Origin of the sequence: Myxococcus hansupus (genome assembly GCF_000280925.3) — a bacterium.
Taxonomy (GTDB): domain Bacteria; phylum Myxococcota; class Myxococcia; order Myxococcales; family Myxococcaceae; genus Myxococcus; species Myxococcus hansupus.
In genome coordinates, this window is sequence record NZ_CP012109.1 from 8,384,574 (window position 1) to 8,399,968 (window position 15,395).

The 15,395-nt window shown below is 70.3% G+C and carries 11 protein-coding genes; 9 read left to right on the plus strand and 2 right to left on the minus strand.

Annotated features, from left to right (window positions below; all coding sequences use genetic code 11):
* Nucleotides 1–95: 95 nt before the first annotated feature.
* Both A176_RS33055 and A176_RS33060 read left to right on the plus strand, forming a co-directional pair.
* On the plus strand, nucleotides 96–1,154 hold the full coding sequence (locus tag A176_RS33055) for a hypothetical protein (protein WP_002637625.1): 1,059 nt from the start codon (nucleotides 96–98) through the stop codon (nucleotides 1,152–1,154).
* Between the two features lie 111 nt (nucleotides 1,155–1,265).
* Entirely contained in the window at nucleotides 1,266–1,706 is a 441-nt protein-coding gene (locus tag A176_RS33060) for a fibril protein (RefSeq protein WP_226994062.1), read from the plus strand.
* A gap of 9 nt (nucleotides 1,707–1,715) precedes the next feature.
* Here the strand turns inward: A176_RS33060 and A176_RS33065 are convergent, their stop codons facing one another.
* Nucleotides 1,716–3,494 (minus strand): DUF885 domain-containing protein, encoded by a 1,779-nt coding sequence (locus tag A176_RS33065; RefSeq protein ID WP_002637627.1) that lies wholly within the window; start codon nucleotides 3,492–3,494, stop codon nucleotides 1,716–1,718.
* Between the two features lie 302 nt (nucleotides 3,495–3,796).
* On the opposite strand from A176_RS33065, the gene A176_RS33070 reads away from it, so the two are divergent.
* The 7 genes from A176_RS33070 to A176_RS33100 all read left to right on the plus strand — a co-directional run bounded on the left by A176_RS33070 (nucleotide 3,797) and on the right by A176_RS33100 (nucleotide 13,756).
* A complete protein-coding gene (locus A176_RS33070) occupies nucleotides 3,797–5,275 on the plus strand; it encodes an ELWxxDGT repeat protein (RefSeq protein WP_226994063.1) in 1,479 nt (492 codons plus the stop codon).
* A 428-nt stretch (nucleotides 5,276–5,703) separates the two neighbouring features.
* Nucleotides 5,704–8,406: a DUF748 domain-containing protein gene (locus tag A176_RS33075; protein ID WP_002637629.1), complete on the plus strand. Its 2,703-nt coding sequence runs from the start codon at nucleotides 5,704–5,706 to the stop codon at nucleotides 8,404–8,406.
* 219 nt (nucleotides 8,407–8,625) lie between these two features.
* Nucleotides 8,626–9,897: an NAD(P)/FAD-dependent oxidoreductase gene (locus tag A176_RS33080; RefSeq protein ID WP_002637630.1), complete on the plus strand. Its 1,272-nt coding sequence runs from the start codon at nucleotides 8,626–8,628 to the stop codon at nucleotides 9,895–9,897.
* Between the two features lie 43 nt (nucleotides 9,898–9,940).
* Nucleotides 9,941–11,248 carry a sigma-54 interaction domain-containing protein gene (locus A176_RS33085; RefSeq protein ID WP_044890198.1) on the plus strand — a complete coding sequence of 436 codons (1,308 nt, stop codon included), beginning with the start codon at nucleotides 9,941–9,943 and terminating at the stop codon, nucleotides 11,246–11,248.
* A gap of 257 nt (nucleotides 11,249–11,505) precedes the next feature.
* Nucleotides 11,506–12,204, plus strand: a complete 699-nt coding sequence (locus A176_RS33090; protein WP_002637632.1) for an MBL fold metallo-hydrolase — start codon at nucleotides 11,506–11,508, stop codon at nucleotides 12,202–12,204.
* Nucleotides 12,205–12,215: 11 nt separating this feature from the next.
* Nucleotides 12,216–12,893, plus strand: coding sequence for a rhodanese-like domain-containing protein (locus A176_RS33095; protein ID WP_002637633.1), 678 nt, complete (start codon nucleotides 12,216–12,218; stop codon nucleotides 12,891–12,893).
* Complete coding sequence (locus A176_RS33100; protein ID WP_002637634.1) at nucleotides 12,893–13,756, plus strand: sulfite exporter TauE/SafE family protein; 864 nt, start codon at nucleotides 12,893–12,895, stop codon at nucleotides 13,754–13,756. The genes A176_RS33095 and A176_RS33100 overlap by 1 nt, the downstream gene beginning before the upstream one ends.
* 3 nt (nucleotides 13,757–13,759) lie before the next feature.
* Here A176_RS33100 and A176_RS33105 read toward each other — a convergent pair whose 3' ends face one another.
* Complete coding sequence (locus A176_RS33105; protein ID WP_002637635.1) at nucleotides 13,760–15,322, minus strand: sensor histidine kinase; 1,563 nt, start codon at nucleotides 15,320–15,322, stop codon at nucleotides 13,760–13,762.
* Between the last annotated feature and the right edge of the window lie 73 nt (nucleotides 15,323–15,395).

Below are 15,395 nucleotides of genomic sequence, written 5' to 3' on the forward strand. Positions count from 1 at the left end.
CCCCCACCTCACTGACCTGCCCCACCCCGCTCGGCGCGCATCCCTCCGGATGCGCGCCGCACGGGAGGGGTCTACCCGAAGCGAAGGAGCCCGCCATGCATCGCCTGTCGTCCCCTCTGTCCCTCGTGGCCGCGCTGCTGGTGGCCACCGCCGCGTCCGCCGAGTCCGCGGCCTTCGAGCCCCGTGGCACCTGGACGGGCTCGCCCAGCCGCCGCCAGGACAACGCACTCCAACTCCAGCTCCACCAGTCGCCGGGCCACAACATGGGCTTCAGCGAGCCCCTGGCCTCCTTCAAGGGCCTGTCCACCACCGGTGGCGCCACCACCTTCACCCTGCCGCGCGAAGCAGGCACCTTCCACTTCGAGGGCCAGTTCCGGGACGGCCAGGGCGCGGGCCACTTCCGCTTCGACGCCAGCGCCGCCTTCGCCAAGACGATGGCCTCGCTGGGCTACAAGGACCTCACGCCCAAGGCCCAGTTCCAGCTCGCCAGCACCAATGTGACGACCCAGCGCATCCAGGGCCTGGCGGCGCTGGGCTACAAGGACCTCAGCCTGGACGCGCTCATCCAGGCGGGCATCTTCGACGTGACGCCGGAGTACGCGCGCGCCCTGGCCGACGCCGGATACCCCAAGCTGACCTTCGACCAGCTCGTGCAGGGGCGCATCCACAAGGTCACCCCGGAGCGCGTGAAGGAATTCACCGCCGCGGGCCTCAAGCCGGGCAACTGGGACGAGCTGACCTCCATGACGATTCACGGCGTCACGCCCGACTACGCGCGGGAGATGCGGAGCATCGGCTTCAAGGACCTGAGCAACGAAGACCTCGTGGCCTTCCGCATCCACAAGGTCACCCCCGAGTTCGTGAAGCAGATGGGCGAGCTGGGCTTCAAGAGCACGGACTCGGACGACATCGTCGCCCTCCGCATCCACAAGGTCACGCCCGAGTTCATGAAGCAGATGCACGAGCTGGGCTTCAAGGACCTCACGCGGGACCAGGCGCTGGCCTTCCGCATCCACAAGGTCACGCCCGAGTTCGTGAAGCAGATGCGCGAGGCCGGCTACACGAACATCACCGCGGATGAACTGGTGAACCTGCGCATCCACGGCATCGACAAGGTCTTCATCCGGTCCATGTCGGAGAAGCCGAAGAAGTGACGAAAGGGCCGGCCAACGTCCGGCGCTGAACGCCACTGGCCCCGCAGGCGTGCACGATGCGCTACCCGAACACATCTTCCCCACGGGACGGTGGTGGTGGGGAGGGTCGGAATGTCGCGACTGTGGGCAGCTTGCGCCGGGATGCTCTTCCTGGCGGCGTGTGCATCATCCAACAAGGCGGTGGTTCCGGAGCCGCGCGCTTCGGCCTCCACGTCGCCGCGGGTCGAGGTGGTGGAGTACGGCTTCCACCCCCAGGACCCCATCCGCGTCGGCTGGGGTGACCGGGGCCTGATGGCCTTCCTCGAGCTGCTGCGCGGTCCACGCGGCGAGCGCATCGCCTGGAAGCGCGTGGGCCCCTGCTGCGGCACCGGCATGCCCACCGAGTTGGAGGTGTTCGAGGTGTCGTACGACGGGCTCACCACGCCGGTGAGCCTCTACCTCGACCCGAACACCGCGGGCGCCGTGCACCCGCCCAACGGCTTCAGCCTCCAGGGGCTCGCCAGCAGGACGCATCCCGCGCCGGAGGAAGCCCCTCGGGTCATCGAGCTGTAGCCGCTCCGCTCACTCCAGCGACGGTGACGTGTCGCCCGGCAGGAAGACCTCCCGCGCGAGCGACACGGGCAGCCCGAGCTGGAGGAGCCGGTCGTGGAAATCCTTCAGCACCCACTTCTTGCCGCGCGACTCGAGATGGCGGCGGTAGTCGTCGCGCAGCTTGAAAATCTGCATGCGCCCCACGGCGTAATACAGGTACGTGGGGTTGAGCGTGCCACGCTCCACCTCGCGCAGCGCGGGGAAGGGCTCGAAGTACGCAATCTCCGCGTAGCGCTTCGCCACCGCCTCGATGGGCTCGTCGTACACGTGCAGCGCCAGCGCCGCGTACCAGCGCGCATGCCGCTGGAGCGCGCGCCGGAGCTGGCCCAGCCGCACGGCCGGGTCGCCGTCGCCCAGGCCCTCGTCGACCATCATCTGCTCGCTGTAATGCGCCCAGCCTTCCACCAGCGACGCGGGGGTGAAGACCTTGCGCACGTCCGTGGGAATGCGCGCGCCGTAGAGCAGTTGCACGAAGTGTCCCGGCATCGCCTCGTGGACGGTGATGCCCAACAGGCCCGCGCGGTTGAAGTACGTCAGGTGCTGCGCCTTCTGTTCGGGCGTCCAGCCGGGCTCCACGTTGGTGATGTTGTAGAAGGCCTCGGTGTCCTTCGTCTCGAAGGGACCGGGCGAGTCCATGGACGCGAAGCCCAGGCGCGCATACGGCGGCGTCTCCCGCACCACCGGCAGCCGGTCCGACGGCAACGTGAGGATGTTCCGCTCGCGCACGAAGCGCTGGAGCTCCGACAACTGCGCCCGCGCCGAGGCCACCAGCTCCTCCGCCTTCGGGTGGTCCTTCACCAGGTCCGCCATCACCTGCGCGGGTGTCTTGGAAGGGTCCACCCGGGCGGCCTCACGCGCCACCCAGGCCTGGTACTCGCGGATGGCGCGCTCGTTGATGTCGCGCAGCTCATCCGCGCTCAGCGTCACGTGCTCCTCCAGCGCCAGCTTCCGCTCGAAGCGCTCGCGGCCCAGGCGGAAGTCGCCGTCCGCCTTGGGCAGCAGCTCGCGCTCCAGCCACACGGCGAAGGCGTCCAACTGCCGCGCCGTCTCCTCGCGCGCGGCGGTGAAGGCGGCGCGCTCGCTCAGCGGCACCTTCGCGAAGCCCTGCGCGCTCAAGGCCCGGGGCAGGTCCATGCGCAGCCACGCCACGGTGCCATGCGTGTCGCGGATGGCGTACTCGACCCACAGCTTCGGCACGCCGCCCAGGTTGAACTGCGCCGCGTCGAGCACGCCCGGGATGCGCGTCATCCGGGAGCGCATGGCGCGCAGGCGCTCGGGCAGCGGCGCGAATTCGCGGGACGACAGGCTGCTGAGCCCGGTGGAGATGACCCCCACGTAGTACCCCGGGTCGCGCTCCCAGGGCCGCTCCTCCTCCAGCACCAGCAGCTCGGCGCGAATGGCGTTCTCCAGCACGCGCACGTCCACGGCGGCCTCTTCCGACAGCCCGCCGCGCTCCACCTGCTCCAAGCGCGTCAGCCAGCCACGCAGCGCCTCTGACTTGCGCCCCAGCGCGTCGGAGGAGAGGTCCGGCAGGTGGGCGTCATGCATGTGGTAGCCGAGCTGCGTGGCCCGGGTGGGGTTCGCCGCCGCGTACCAATCCAGGTACTCGCGGGCGAGCAGGATGTAGTTGGCATCCGCCCGCGACGGCGCGGCCTTGGACAGGGCCTGGGATTCCTCCGGCCCGGCGGCCGGGCGTGAAGCGCAAGCGGAGACACAGGACAACAGGACGAGAGCGGAGCGGATGCGCATGACGGCCCGAGTCTCGTTACGAACGCGCGGTTCGGAAAGCGGGAAGCGCGTCCGGGACGTTTCTGTCGCGAACACCTGTCCTCGCGGATGTCCGCTGAGCGGCCCCGGCCTCGTACGCGGAGGCGCCCGGTGAGACAGCGTTTCAAAGGACTGTCACGCAATGACAGACCTGGACCGACTCGCGGACGGGTTGGGTTTCGTCAAATCTCAGCCAGATTGCGCGACCGCGGCACCCCACCGCAAGCCAGCCACCGCCACATGGAGCGTGTATGCGTCTTCGCGCAAAGAGCCTTCCTTTGCTGTTGTCCGCCGTCTCAGGCATCGCCGTCACCGGATGCGGCATCGAAGCCCCCCACCCGGTCCGCCTGACGCACGTGGAGGCCGAAGTCCGCGGCGACGACACCACGCCCATGGCGGAGCCCTCCAGCAGTTGGGACCTGTGTGACATCAACGCCCGCCTGGTGCGGGACATCATCCCGGGCGCCGGTGACTCGGACCCGCGCCACCTCCACCACGGCAACGACGTGCTGCACTTCTCCGCCACGGATGGCGTCTGGGGCCGCGAGCCGTGGATCAGCTCGGGCGTGGCCTCGGGCACGCGCCCGCTGCTGGACGTCCACTCCGGCGGCCGGGGTTCGGACGCGGGGCCCTTCGTCCAGGCGGGGACGACCACCTTCTTCGCGGCGACGAACAGCGTGCTGGGCCGCGAGCTCTGGAAGACGGATGGCACGCCGGGCGGCACGGAGCTGGTGCGAGACATTTCGCCGGGCATCGCGAGCTCCAACCCGGAGCACCTGACCGTCTTCAACGGCATCCTGTACTTCACGGCGAACAACGGCACCAACGGCCGCGAGCTGTGGCGCAGCGACGGCACGGAGATGGGCACCTATCTGCTGCGCGACTTCAGCACGGTGGGGGACCAGGTCACCAACCACTTCGAGCTGGTGGCGGGTTCGAACGCGCTCTTCGTCAAGGTGAGTGTCTTCTCCTCGTCGAGCAGCGCGCTGAGCCGGGTCCAGCTCTTCCGCACCAACGGCACCAGCTTCGTGCGGTTGGCGGACGCGCCGGAGGACAACACCATCAGGCACCTGACGACGGTGGGGGACAAGCTGTACTTCACCTGGAACTTCGACGCGCCGGAGACGCATCTCTACGTCACCAGCGGCACGTCGAGCTTCGCGCGCTTCGTCTACACGTTCACCGGCACGCCGTCCGGGATGGCCGCGTTCAAGGACAAGCTCTTCCTGGGCGCGACCACGGACTCCATGGGCATGGACTTCGAGCTGTGGCGCAGCGACGGAACGACGTCGGGCACCATGCGGGTCCGGGACATCTACCCCGGCCCGGTGCCGTCGCAGCCGGAGAAGCTGACGGTGGTGAAGAACCGGCTCTTCTTCACCGCGGATGACGGCGTGCATGGCCGCGAGCTGTGGAGCAGTGACGGGACGACCAACGGCACCCGGCTGCACGCGGACATCCTGCCGGGCGCCATGAGCTCGTCACCGTCGGAGCTGACCGCGGTGGAGGAGTACCTCTTCTTCAGCGCCCACACGGACGAGGGCGGCCGCGAGGTCTGGGTGAGCGACACCCGCGAGCAAGGGGCCTTCGAGCTGATGGGCATCGCGCCGGGCATGATGAACGCCGACCCGAAGAACTTCGTGCGCTCGGGTGGGACCTCTACTTCACCGCGACGGATGCCACCGACTACGGCCGTGAGCTGCGCGCCCTGCGCATCCGGCCGCAGGGGATGTGTGGCTCGGTTGGCGGGCGCTGAACGGTAGGTAGGCGTTACGCTCGACATGCCGGAGGAGCGGAGCGGCGCCCGGGCAACCCGGGGGAACCCGCCTGCTCCCCCCAGGAGCACCCGCCATGGGAGGCCGGCCGGGACGGCGGTGGCCCCCTTCCCTTCCTGGCGCCAGGTGCGCACCTGGAAATGTGTCGAGTGGCAGGGGGCGCCAGGAGCCGGCTGGCGCCCCCGTTGTTTTCGCTCCCGGAGCAGCCAGACGCCCTCTGAAATGTACGCCTCCGTGCATTTCCCCCCGCCTCCCCCGTCCTCTCGGGCAGAACTGACATGCTGCTGTCCCGAGGCGGGCCAGCGCGCCGGAGGCGTGCGGACGAGCCAGGGCTGGGCTAAGCGTCTGCTTATCCCGCCGGGTACCGCACACCAGGCCGGCCCCTGCGGCCCGCTCGCTGGAGGAGGTTTCAAGCGATGTCCGACACCGTGGTGAAGAAGAAGCGCCGTTGGCCGTACGTGCTCGGAGGAGTCTTCGCGCTCCTCGTCATCATCGTGGCCGTGGCCCTCTGGCGCCTGGACGCCATCCTGCTCAAGACGGCCCGAGACCAGGCCGCCACCTATTCCACACTGCTGGGCCGCCCCATCGAAATCGGGGACATCTCCACCAAGCTCTTCCCCACCATCGGCGCCCAGGTGGAGAACGTCACCGTCGGCCCCGCCGAGGGCGAGGACCTGCCCCTGGCCCAGCTCGCCCTCATCGACGTGCGCGTCGCCGCGGGCCCGCTCCTGTCCTCCAGCGGCAAGGACATCCAGGTGAAGAACGCCGAGGTCACCGGCCTCACCGTCAACCTGGTCCGCTTCCCCGACGGCACCACCAACGTGCAGCGGCTGCTCCAGCGGTTGGAGGAGCAACAGCCCAAGGAGGAGGCCCCGCCCGAGGAGGCGTCGCAGCCCATGGACCTCTCCGGCGTCCACGTGGAGCGCGCGGCCCTCACCGACGGCGCCATCCGCTTCGTGGACCGCGGCGCCGGGCAGCAGGCGCGCGAGCTGGGCGTGAAGGACCTGGACATCGAGGTGAAGGACCTGCGCGCCGGCAAGCCGCTGGTGGTGAACCTGTCCGCCGCGGTGCTCGCGGACACGCAGAACCTCCAGGTGTCGCTGCACGCCGCGCCGCTGCCCCCCACCCTGATGCCCACGCCCGAGCGCGTGACGCTGAAGGCGCAGAAAATCGACCTCGCCCCGCTGGGGCCCTTCCTGCCGCCGGACATCGGCCTGCGGGCGGGCACGCTGGACGCGGATTGGCAGGCGGACCTGGGCGGCGCCGTCCCCGGCGGCCAGGGCCCCACGAAGCTGGTGGGCATCATCAAGGCCCTGGGCCTGAGCTTCACGGGCTCCGAGGGTGGCAAGGCGCTGGACGTCGTCATGGACACCGACGTCGCGGGCGACATCACCACCGGTGACCTGGCGCTCAACAAGCTGAAGGTGGACCTGGGCCCCGCGAGCCTCAGCGGCAAGGGCAGCGTGAAGGGCCTGCTCACCGACAAGCCCACGGTGGAGGGCTTCGAGCTGACGGGCCGCAACCTGGACCCGGCCGTGCTCGCCGAGTACTACCCGCCGCTGCGCAAGCAGCTCAACGGGATGATTGCCGGCCCCATTGGCCTGGACGTGCGCGGCAGCGGCACGCAGGACACGCAGGCGCTCGACGTCAACGTGGACCTGACACCGGTGCGGCTGCGCGTGCCCGCCCAGCTCACGAAGGACGCGGGCGGGGTGATGAAGCTCTCCGCGCGAGTCTCCGGCGCGGCGGCCTCGGGCGGCGCCCTGCGCTTCGACGCGAAGGCGGACCTGGGCGGCATCAACCTGCGGCCCGGCCTGCTGGTGGACAAGGCCCCGGGACAGCGGATGGACCTGGCCGCCGCGGGCACCTACGCGCCCGGCAAGGGCTCCGGCATGAAGGTGGACATCCCCAAGATGACCGCGAACGTGCTCGCGGACACGATGACGGGCAGCGCGTCCTTCGCGCTCGCGGGTCAGGGGAAGAAGCAGACCACCACCTTCGCCGCGGACCTCAAGAGCGCGAAGCTGGACACGGACGCGCTGATGATGAGCGAGGAGGAGGTCCAGGCGCGCGGTGGCCCGCCGCCGGAGGCCCCGCCCTCGGAAGACCCCGCGCGCTTCAATGGCTACCGGGGCGACATCCGCTTCACGGTGGGCACGCTGCGCTACATGGCCATGGACATGACGAACGTGACGGGCGTGGTGAAGATGACCGACGACCTCATCACGGTGGAGAAGTTCTCCACGGGCGTCTTCGGCGGGAGGATTGCCGCCGACGGCACCACCATGCGCCTGGGGCCCCTGCCCGCGCAGCGTCCCTTCGAGGCGAAGGTGAAGGTGGAGAACCTCGCGGTGGAGCAGGCCCTGCTGCAGGTCTCGCCCAAGAAGGCGGTGACGGGCAAGTTCAACGGCAACGTGGACGTGAAGGGCGTGGGCTACACGCCGGACCAGCTCCAGCAGACGCTGCTGGGCGGCATCAGCGGTGACCTGCTGGATGGTGAGCTGCTGGGCAAGGACCTGATTTCGGCGGTGTCCGAGCCGCTCGCGAAGGCGCTGCCCTTCGCGGCCAAGGGCCTCAAGAACGAGCAGGTGACGAAGCTGGGCGGCGATTTGCCCTTCAGCGTGCAAATCAAGAACGGCGTGGCGCAACTCTCCAAGCCGCTGACGTGGACGCGGCCGGAGGCGGCGATGAGCTTCGACGGTGGCATCCGGCTGGACGGCACGCTGGACCTGACGGGCTCCGTGTCGTTGACGCCTTCCACCGTGAAGACGCTCACGCTGGGCAAGGTGACGCCGCCGTCCGCCATCCCCGTGGGCCTGAAGCTGACCGGCCCCGCGTGGAAGCCGGACGTCTCCAGCCTGGACGTGAAGCCGGCGGTGACGCTCATCGCGAAGCTGGCGGCCTCGTCGCTGGCGGGCAGCCTGATTGGCGGCGAGCGCGGCCAGCAGGTGCAGGGCCTCATCGAAGGCGGCGAGGACAAGATTCGCGCCGAGGCCGAGGCCAGGCGCAAGGAGCTGGAGGCCAAGGCCGCCGAGGAGAAGGCGCGCCTGGAGGCCGAGGCCAAGAAGCGCGCCGAAGACGAGGCGAAGAAGCGCCTGCGCGGGCTCCTCGGGAAGTAGTCGCGCCGCATCGCACCGCGCGCGAGGGCCCGGACTTCACGGTCCGGGCCCTTTTTCGTGCCCGGAGCGCCGCGCCTGGGCGCCCTGCTGAAACACGCTGAAACGCCAGGGAAACACCCTGTTCACCGCGCCACCCAGGGGACGTACCCGGGGCCGAGTGTGGCCCGCGCGCCGCTGGGGCTTCCTACGTGTTTCTCGTTACACGCGGGAGCGAGCGACATGCAGACGCGCGAGGACTTGGGCCGAAAGGATTCGGTGACGCCGTCCAGCCCCGTGGTGATGCCCGTGCGCGAACACCACCGGGTCCTCATCATCGGCGGAGGCACCGCGGGCATCGCGGTGGCCGCGCGGCTGGCGCGGGCGGGCCAGAAGGGCATCGCCGTGCTCGAGCCCTCGCAGCACCATTACTACCAGCCGCTGTGGACGCTGGTGGGCGCCGGCGAGGCTCGCATCGAGGACACCGTGCGCAACCAGTCCCGCCTCATCCCACGCGGGGTGCGGTGGGTGCGCGACGCCGCCACGGACGTGGACCCGGAGGCCCGCGAGGTCCGCACCCGAGGCGGCCTGCGCCTGGGCTACGACTTCCTCGTCGTCGCCCCGGGCATCCAGCTCGACTGGGACAAGGTCGCCGGCCTGCGCGAGGCCCTGAAGACGCCGCACGTCAGCAGCAACTACGACGTGCAGTTCGCCCCGAAGACGTGGCGGCTCATCCAGGGCTTCAAGGGCGGCACCGCGCTCTTCACCCAGCCCTCCACGCCCGTGAAGTGCGCCGGGGCGCCGCAGAAAATCATGTACCTGGCCGCGGACCACTTCCGCCGCGTGGGCGTGCTGGAGCGCACCAGCGTCGTCTTCGGCTCGGGCGCGAAGGCCATCTTCGGCGTGAAGCCCTTCGCCTCCGTGCTGGAGGGCGTGGTGCACCGCTACGGCATCACCCCGCGCTTCCAGCACAACCTCGTCTCCGTGGACGGGGACAAGCGCGAGGCCACCTTCGAGTTCACACGCGACGGGCGGACCGAGCGCCTCACGCTCACCTACGACATGATGCACGTCACCCCGCCGCAGAGCGCGCCGGACTTCATCAAGCGCAGTCCCCTGGCGTGGCAGGAGGGCCCGAACACCGGCTGGGTGAAGGCGGACAAGTACACGCTCCAGCACCCGGACCATCCGAACGTCTTCGCGCTGGGAGACGCGTCCGACCTGCCCACCAGCCGCACGGGGGCCGCCGTGCGCAAGCAGGCGCCGGTGCTGGTGCAGAACCTCCTCGCCTGCATGAGGGACCGGCCCCTGCCCTCGCGCTACAACGGCTATGCGTCCTGTCCCCTCACCACCGGGTACGGGCGCCTGCTGCTCGCCGAGTTCGACTACGACGGGCAGCCCGCTCCCACCCTCCCCTTCATCGACACCTTCAAGGAGCGGAGCGACCTGTGGTTGCTGAAGAAGTACGGCCTGCCCTTCTTCTATTGGGCGTTCATGATGCGGGGCCTTGCCTGAGCCGCCTGGGGCCGGGCTATGCAACAGCATCCCGGCCCCGACGATGCCCTCCTCCCGCGCCCACCCCACCTCCCGCCTCGTGCTCCCCGCTCTGGATGCACTCGCGGGCCCCGTGCTCCTCGTGGACGAGGCCCGGAAGGTGGCCGCGCTCTCGCCCGCGCTCGAAGCCGCGCTGGGGGGAACGCTCCGCGTCGGCACGCCGCTGGCGCGGGTGTTGGTGCCCGGTGACGGCGTGGAGCCGCTGGAGGCGCTGCTGACGGAGGGGCGTGAGGCGTCCGCGCACCTGCGGGTGGGAGGTCGCTCCAAGGCGGTGCGGGTGCGAGCCCTGTCGCTCGCGCAGGGACCTCGGGCCGCGGGCTGGGTGCTGCTCGTCGCGCCGGAGCCCACGGCAGGGCCTTCTCGCCGCGCCGAGCTGTTCCACGGCCTGTGGACCCAGTCCCCGGAGTTGCAGCGCGTCTTCCGCATCGTCGAGAAGGTGGCCCGCACCGAGTCCAGCGTGCTGGTGCGCGGCGAGTCCGGCACCGGCAAGGAGCACATCGCCCACGCGCTGCATGCGCTGTCCACGCGGACCCGAGGTCCCTTCCGCGCCATCAACTGCGCCGCGCTGCCGCCCAACCTGCTGGAGAGCGAGCTGTTCGGTCACGTGCGCGGCGCCTTCACCGGCGCGGTGCGAGACAGCCCGGGACACTTCCGGCTCGCGGACAAGGGCTCGCTCTTCCTCGACGAGGTGGCGGAGATGCCGCTGGACCTCCAGGCGAAGATGTTGCGCGTGCTGGAGACCCGCAGCGTCATCCCCGTGGGCGGCCGGCAGCCCGTGCCCGTGGACGTGCGCATCCTCGCCGCCACCCACCGGCCGCTCCGCCGCGAGGTGGAGGCGGGCCGCTTCCGCGCGGACCTGATGTACCGCCTGCGCGTGGTGCCCCTCTTCCTGCCCGCGCTGCGCGAGCGCCGGGGCGACATCCTTCCGCTGGCCCTGCGCTTCCTGGAGGAGCTGCATCAGCGCGGCACCCGGCGCGTGGAGCGCTTCTCCCCGGGCGCACGCAAGCTCCTGGAAGAGCATCCCTGGCCCGGCAACGTGCGCGAGCTGCGCAACGTCATGGAGTACGCCTTCGTCATTGGCGAGGGACCGGTGGTCCGCGAGGCCGACCTGCCGCCGGAGTTCTCCGAGCCTCGCGCCCCCGTTCCAGCGACACCGCCCGCGTCGAGGGACGTCTCGCTGGAGCCCGGACGCGTCCAGGCCGCGCTCGCACAGACAGGTGGCAACCGCTCCGAGGCCGCGCGCCTGCTGGGCGTCAGCCGCGTCACCCTGTGGCGCCGCCTGCGCGACCTGAACATGGCCGTGAAACGCTGAGCACCGTTTCACGGCGGCGTCCGTGCAACGCAGGGCGAGGCGCGCGGGGCCGCGTCACGGAAGCCTGGCGCGGGCTGGCGTTTCGCAGGCCGCTCACTGTTTCACGAAGCGTTTCACGACTGTTTCTCGCGGCACGCCCCCTCCGCGAGACCTACACCGGCAGGGAGGCCCCTTCCCTCTGGGAGCCTCGTGCCGGAAGGGCTGGCACGGCCCTGGCAATTCATCGCGGTCGGCCCCCGACATTCGTGAGGCAGACCATGCTCTTCCGGCAGCTCTTCGACGCGGACTCGTCGACGTATACGTACATCCTGGCGGACCGGAGCACGCGTGCCGCCGCGTTCATCGACCCAGTGTTGGAGCAGGTGGAGCGAGACCTGCGGCTCCTCGAGGAGCTGGGCCTGAAGCTGACGGTGGTGCTGGAGACGCATGTCCATGCCGACCACGTCACCAGCGCGGGCATTCTCCGCGAGCGCACGGGCGCCACGGTGGTGGCGTCACGTCGTGGCGCGCCCTGTGTGGACCGGCCCGTGGCCCACGGCGACGTGGTTCGCGTGGGCAACCTGGAGGTGCTCGTGCTGGAGACGCCAGGCCATACCGATGACAGCCTCAGCTTCCTGTGCGAGCACCGGCTCTTCACCGGTGACGCACTGCTCATCCGGGGAACTGGCCGCACCGACTTCCAGAATGGCGACCCGGGTCAGCTCTACGACGCCATCACGGGCCACCTCTTCACGCTGCCCGAGGAGACGGAGGTGTACCCGGGCCACGACTACGCCGGGCACACCCAGTCCACCGTGGGCGAGGAGAAGCGGCACAACCCTCGCCTCGCGGGACGGACGCGCGAGGGCTTCATCACCCTGATGAAGGAGCGGAACCTGCCTCCGCCCCGGAAGCTGGACGTCGCTGTTCCTGCCAACCGCGCATGTGGCCGCGCGCCTTCCCCGGTGCAGGCCTGAGGTCCATCGCCATGTCTTCACTCTTCGACACCGCCACGCCCCATCCCGCGGGCTATCGCGAAGTGGAAGTGCGCCCGTTGTTCGATGCGCCTCGGGATGACCTCGCGCTGGTCGACGTGCGCGAGCCCGCCGAGCTCGACGGCCTCCTTGGGCACATCGCCGGCGTCCAGCGCGCGCCGCTCTCGACGGTGCCGGAGGTCGTCCGAGACTGGCCACGGCAGGCGCCCGTCGTCCTGGTGTGCCGCTCCGGCGCGCGCTCGGCGAGGGCGGCGGTTCAACTCGTGGGGCTTGGGTTCACGCGGGTGATGAACATGCGCGGTGGCATGCTCGCGTGGAACACGGCGCAACTGCCCGTGGTGCGCGCCGACCCCGCGCCCCTTCCCAGCGTGGAGGCGGTGCGGGATGCCTTGTTCCAGGGCCTCCATCAGCTCCTGGCCCATGCCGTGTTGCCTGCGCGAGAAGCCACGGACGCGCATGAGCATCGAGATTCCTCCAACGCTGCGACTCGCGACGCCCATTCCCCCTCGACCGCCGCCCCGCTCTCGCGACTGGCGCTCGCCGCGGTCCTCGACGCGCTCCAGGCGGCGCGACCCCCGGACATCCGAGACGCCGCGGCCTTCGACCTGCTGCTGCGCGATCTCAAGGACCAGCTCGCCGTAGCGCGAGCGCGGCCCGAAGGCCTCACCTGATGTTGTACGCGGGCATCGCGGGTTCGTTGCTCGTCGGCATCCTGCTGGGCCTGCTGGGAGGCGGCGGCTCCATCCTCACGGTGCCTCTGCTCGTCTACGTCCTGGACGTGGAGCCCCGGACGGCCATCGCCATGTCGCTCGTCGTCGTGGGCATCACCAGCGCCAGCGGCGCCGTCCTCCATGCCCGAGCCGGACGCGTGCGGTGGCGCACCGGGCTCGTCTTCGGCGCGGGTGGGATGACGGGAGCCTTCCTCGGCGGAAGACTCAATCCCCACCTCTCGCCCGACACGCTGCTCGTCCTCTTCGCGGGCGTCATGGTCGCCGCCGCCGTGGCCATGCTGCGGCGCAAGGACGCCGCGCCGTCCCTGCCCGCGCCAACCCCTCCGCCCTCCACGCCACGCGTCCTGGCGCAAGGCGCCGCCGTGGGCGCGCTGTCAGGGCTCGTGGGCGCGGGCGGCGGCTTCCTCATCGTGCCCGCCCTGATGCTCATCGGGCTCTCCGCGCCCACGGCCACCGCCACCTCGCTGGTGGTCATCGCGCTCCAATGCACCGCGGGCTTCATCGGCCACCTGGGCCACGTCGAGCTTCCGTGGGTGCTCACCTGCGAGGTGCTGCTGGCGGCGATGACCGGCACCCTGCTGGGCGGAAGGCTCGCGGGACGCATCCCCCCGGCGCACCTGCGCAAGGGCTTCGCCGTCTTCGTCCTCGCCACCGCGACCTTCCTCCTCAGCGCACAGGCCCCCGCCCCCCTGCGCGAGCAACTGACACACGCGGGCGCGTGGCCCTGGGTCGTGGCCTCCCTGGCCTTGGGCCTGCCCATGACCTGGTGGCGCCTGCGGTCGGCCCGGCAGCGCGCGCCGTGAGCATCACCGCGCCAGCGGCACCGTGAAATGAAAGGTGGCGCCCTGGCCCAGCTCGCTCTCCACCCACAGCCGGCCCCCGTGTCGTTCGACGATGTCACGGCAGATGTAGAGCCCCAGCCCCAATCCGCCGAAGCCGGAGATGGGCGCGTTGCTCGCTCGGAAGAACCGCTCGAACAGGTGCGCCTGCTGGTCCTGGGGAATGCCAATGCCCTCGTCCTGCACGGAGACGCGGACGTGGCCGTCGTCCCGCAGCACTCGCACACGAACCGTCCCGCCACTGGGGCTGTACTTGATGGCGTTCTCCATCAGGTTGACCAGCACCTGCGCGAGCCGGTCCCCGTCCCCCAGGACCATCAACGGCTCGCTGGACGCATCGAGCTCCACGGCGTGGTGCGCGCTGGACAGGCGCAGCTCCGAGGCGACCTCTCCGGCCAGCTCCTGGAGCTGGATGGGCCCGTGCTTCAGCGTCAGCCGGCCTGCCTGGATGCGCGAGGTGTCCAGCAAGTCATTCACCAGCCCCGTCAACCGGGCCACCTGCATGAGCGACTTGTCCACATGACGCGCATGCGACACACCGCCCGTCGCCCCTTCCTGACGCATCCGCTGCAGATGCAGCTTCAGCGGCGTGAGCGGCGTCTTCAGCTCGTGCGCGGCGATGGAGAGGAAGTCATCCCGCACGCGGATGGCCTCCTGGGCCTCGCCCAACAACCGCTCGCGTTCGGCCTCGGCATGCCGCTCCGCGGTGACCTCCCGGTAGCTCCAGACGCGGCCGATGATGGCTTCACCCAAGCGCTGCGGCAGCGACTTGCGCTCCAGGATGCGCCCATCCAGCAGCTCCACGGTATCGACGTCTTCCTGCGCGGAGGGCTCGAACCGCTGCCGGATGCGGGAGGTGAACCACTCCGGGTTCTTCACACTCCGCGCCGCGCGCACCAGCACCGGCTCCGCGTCACGCTCCTCCATCATCTCCTCGGTGAGCCCCCAGATATCGAGGAACCGCTTGTTGAAGGCGGTGACGCGCTTGTTCAGGTCCACCACGATGACGCCTTCCGCGATGGAGTCGAACGTGGCGCGCAGCACCGAGTTCATGTGCTCCAGGCTCTCGGGCGCGGGCGACGGTCCGTCCGCCGCCGCACCGCGCGCGGCCTCGTCCGTCACGGGCTCCGGGAGTTGAAGGCGCGCACAGGCGCCCAGCAACGAGCCCTCGTCACTGAAGAGGGGGAGCACGAAGGCCTTCAGCCGCTGCCCCTCACCGTGCCCCTCGTGGACACCGGCCTTGCCCTCGAGCGCCGTCGCGAGCGCTCCGGTCAACCAGGGCAGCCCCTCCAACGCCTCCTCCATGGGACGGCCTTCCCGTGTTCCCTTCCGCCCTCCCGTCGCATGGACCAGCGCATCGTCCATGAAGACGACGCGGCCGCTGGCGTCGACGACGAGCGCGGCTTGGAGGTGGGTCCCCATCTGGAGCAGCACCGGCGACACGGAAGGCGTGCCCGGGCGCAGGACGTCCGCTCGCGTGGCCGCCCCCCATCCGCTTGGGGTTCCGTCGTGGATGTGGGCCTTCGTCATGGACACTCCTCGGCGGCGGACTTGCCCCATCCGGGAAACATGCGGCCCTCGATGAACCCATCAAAGTGTCCGC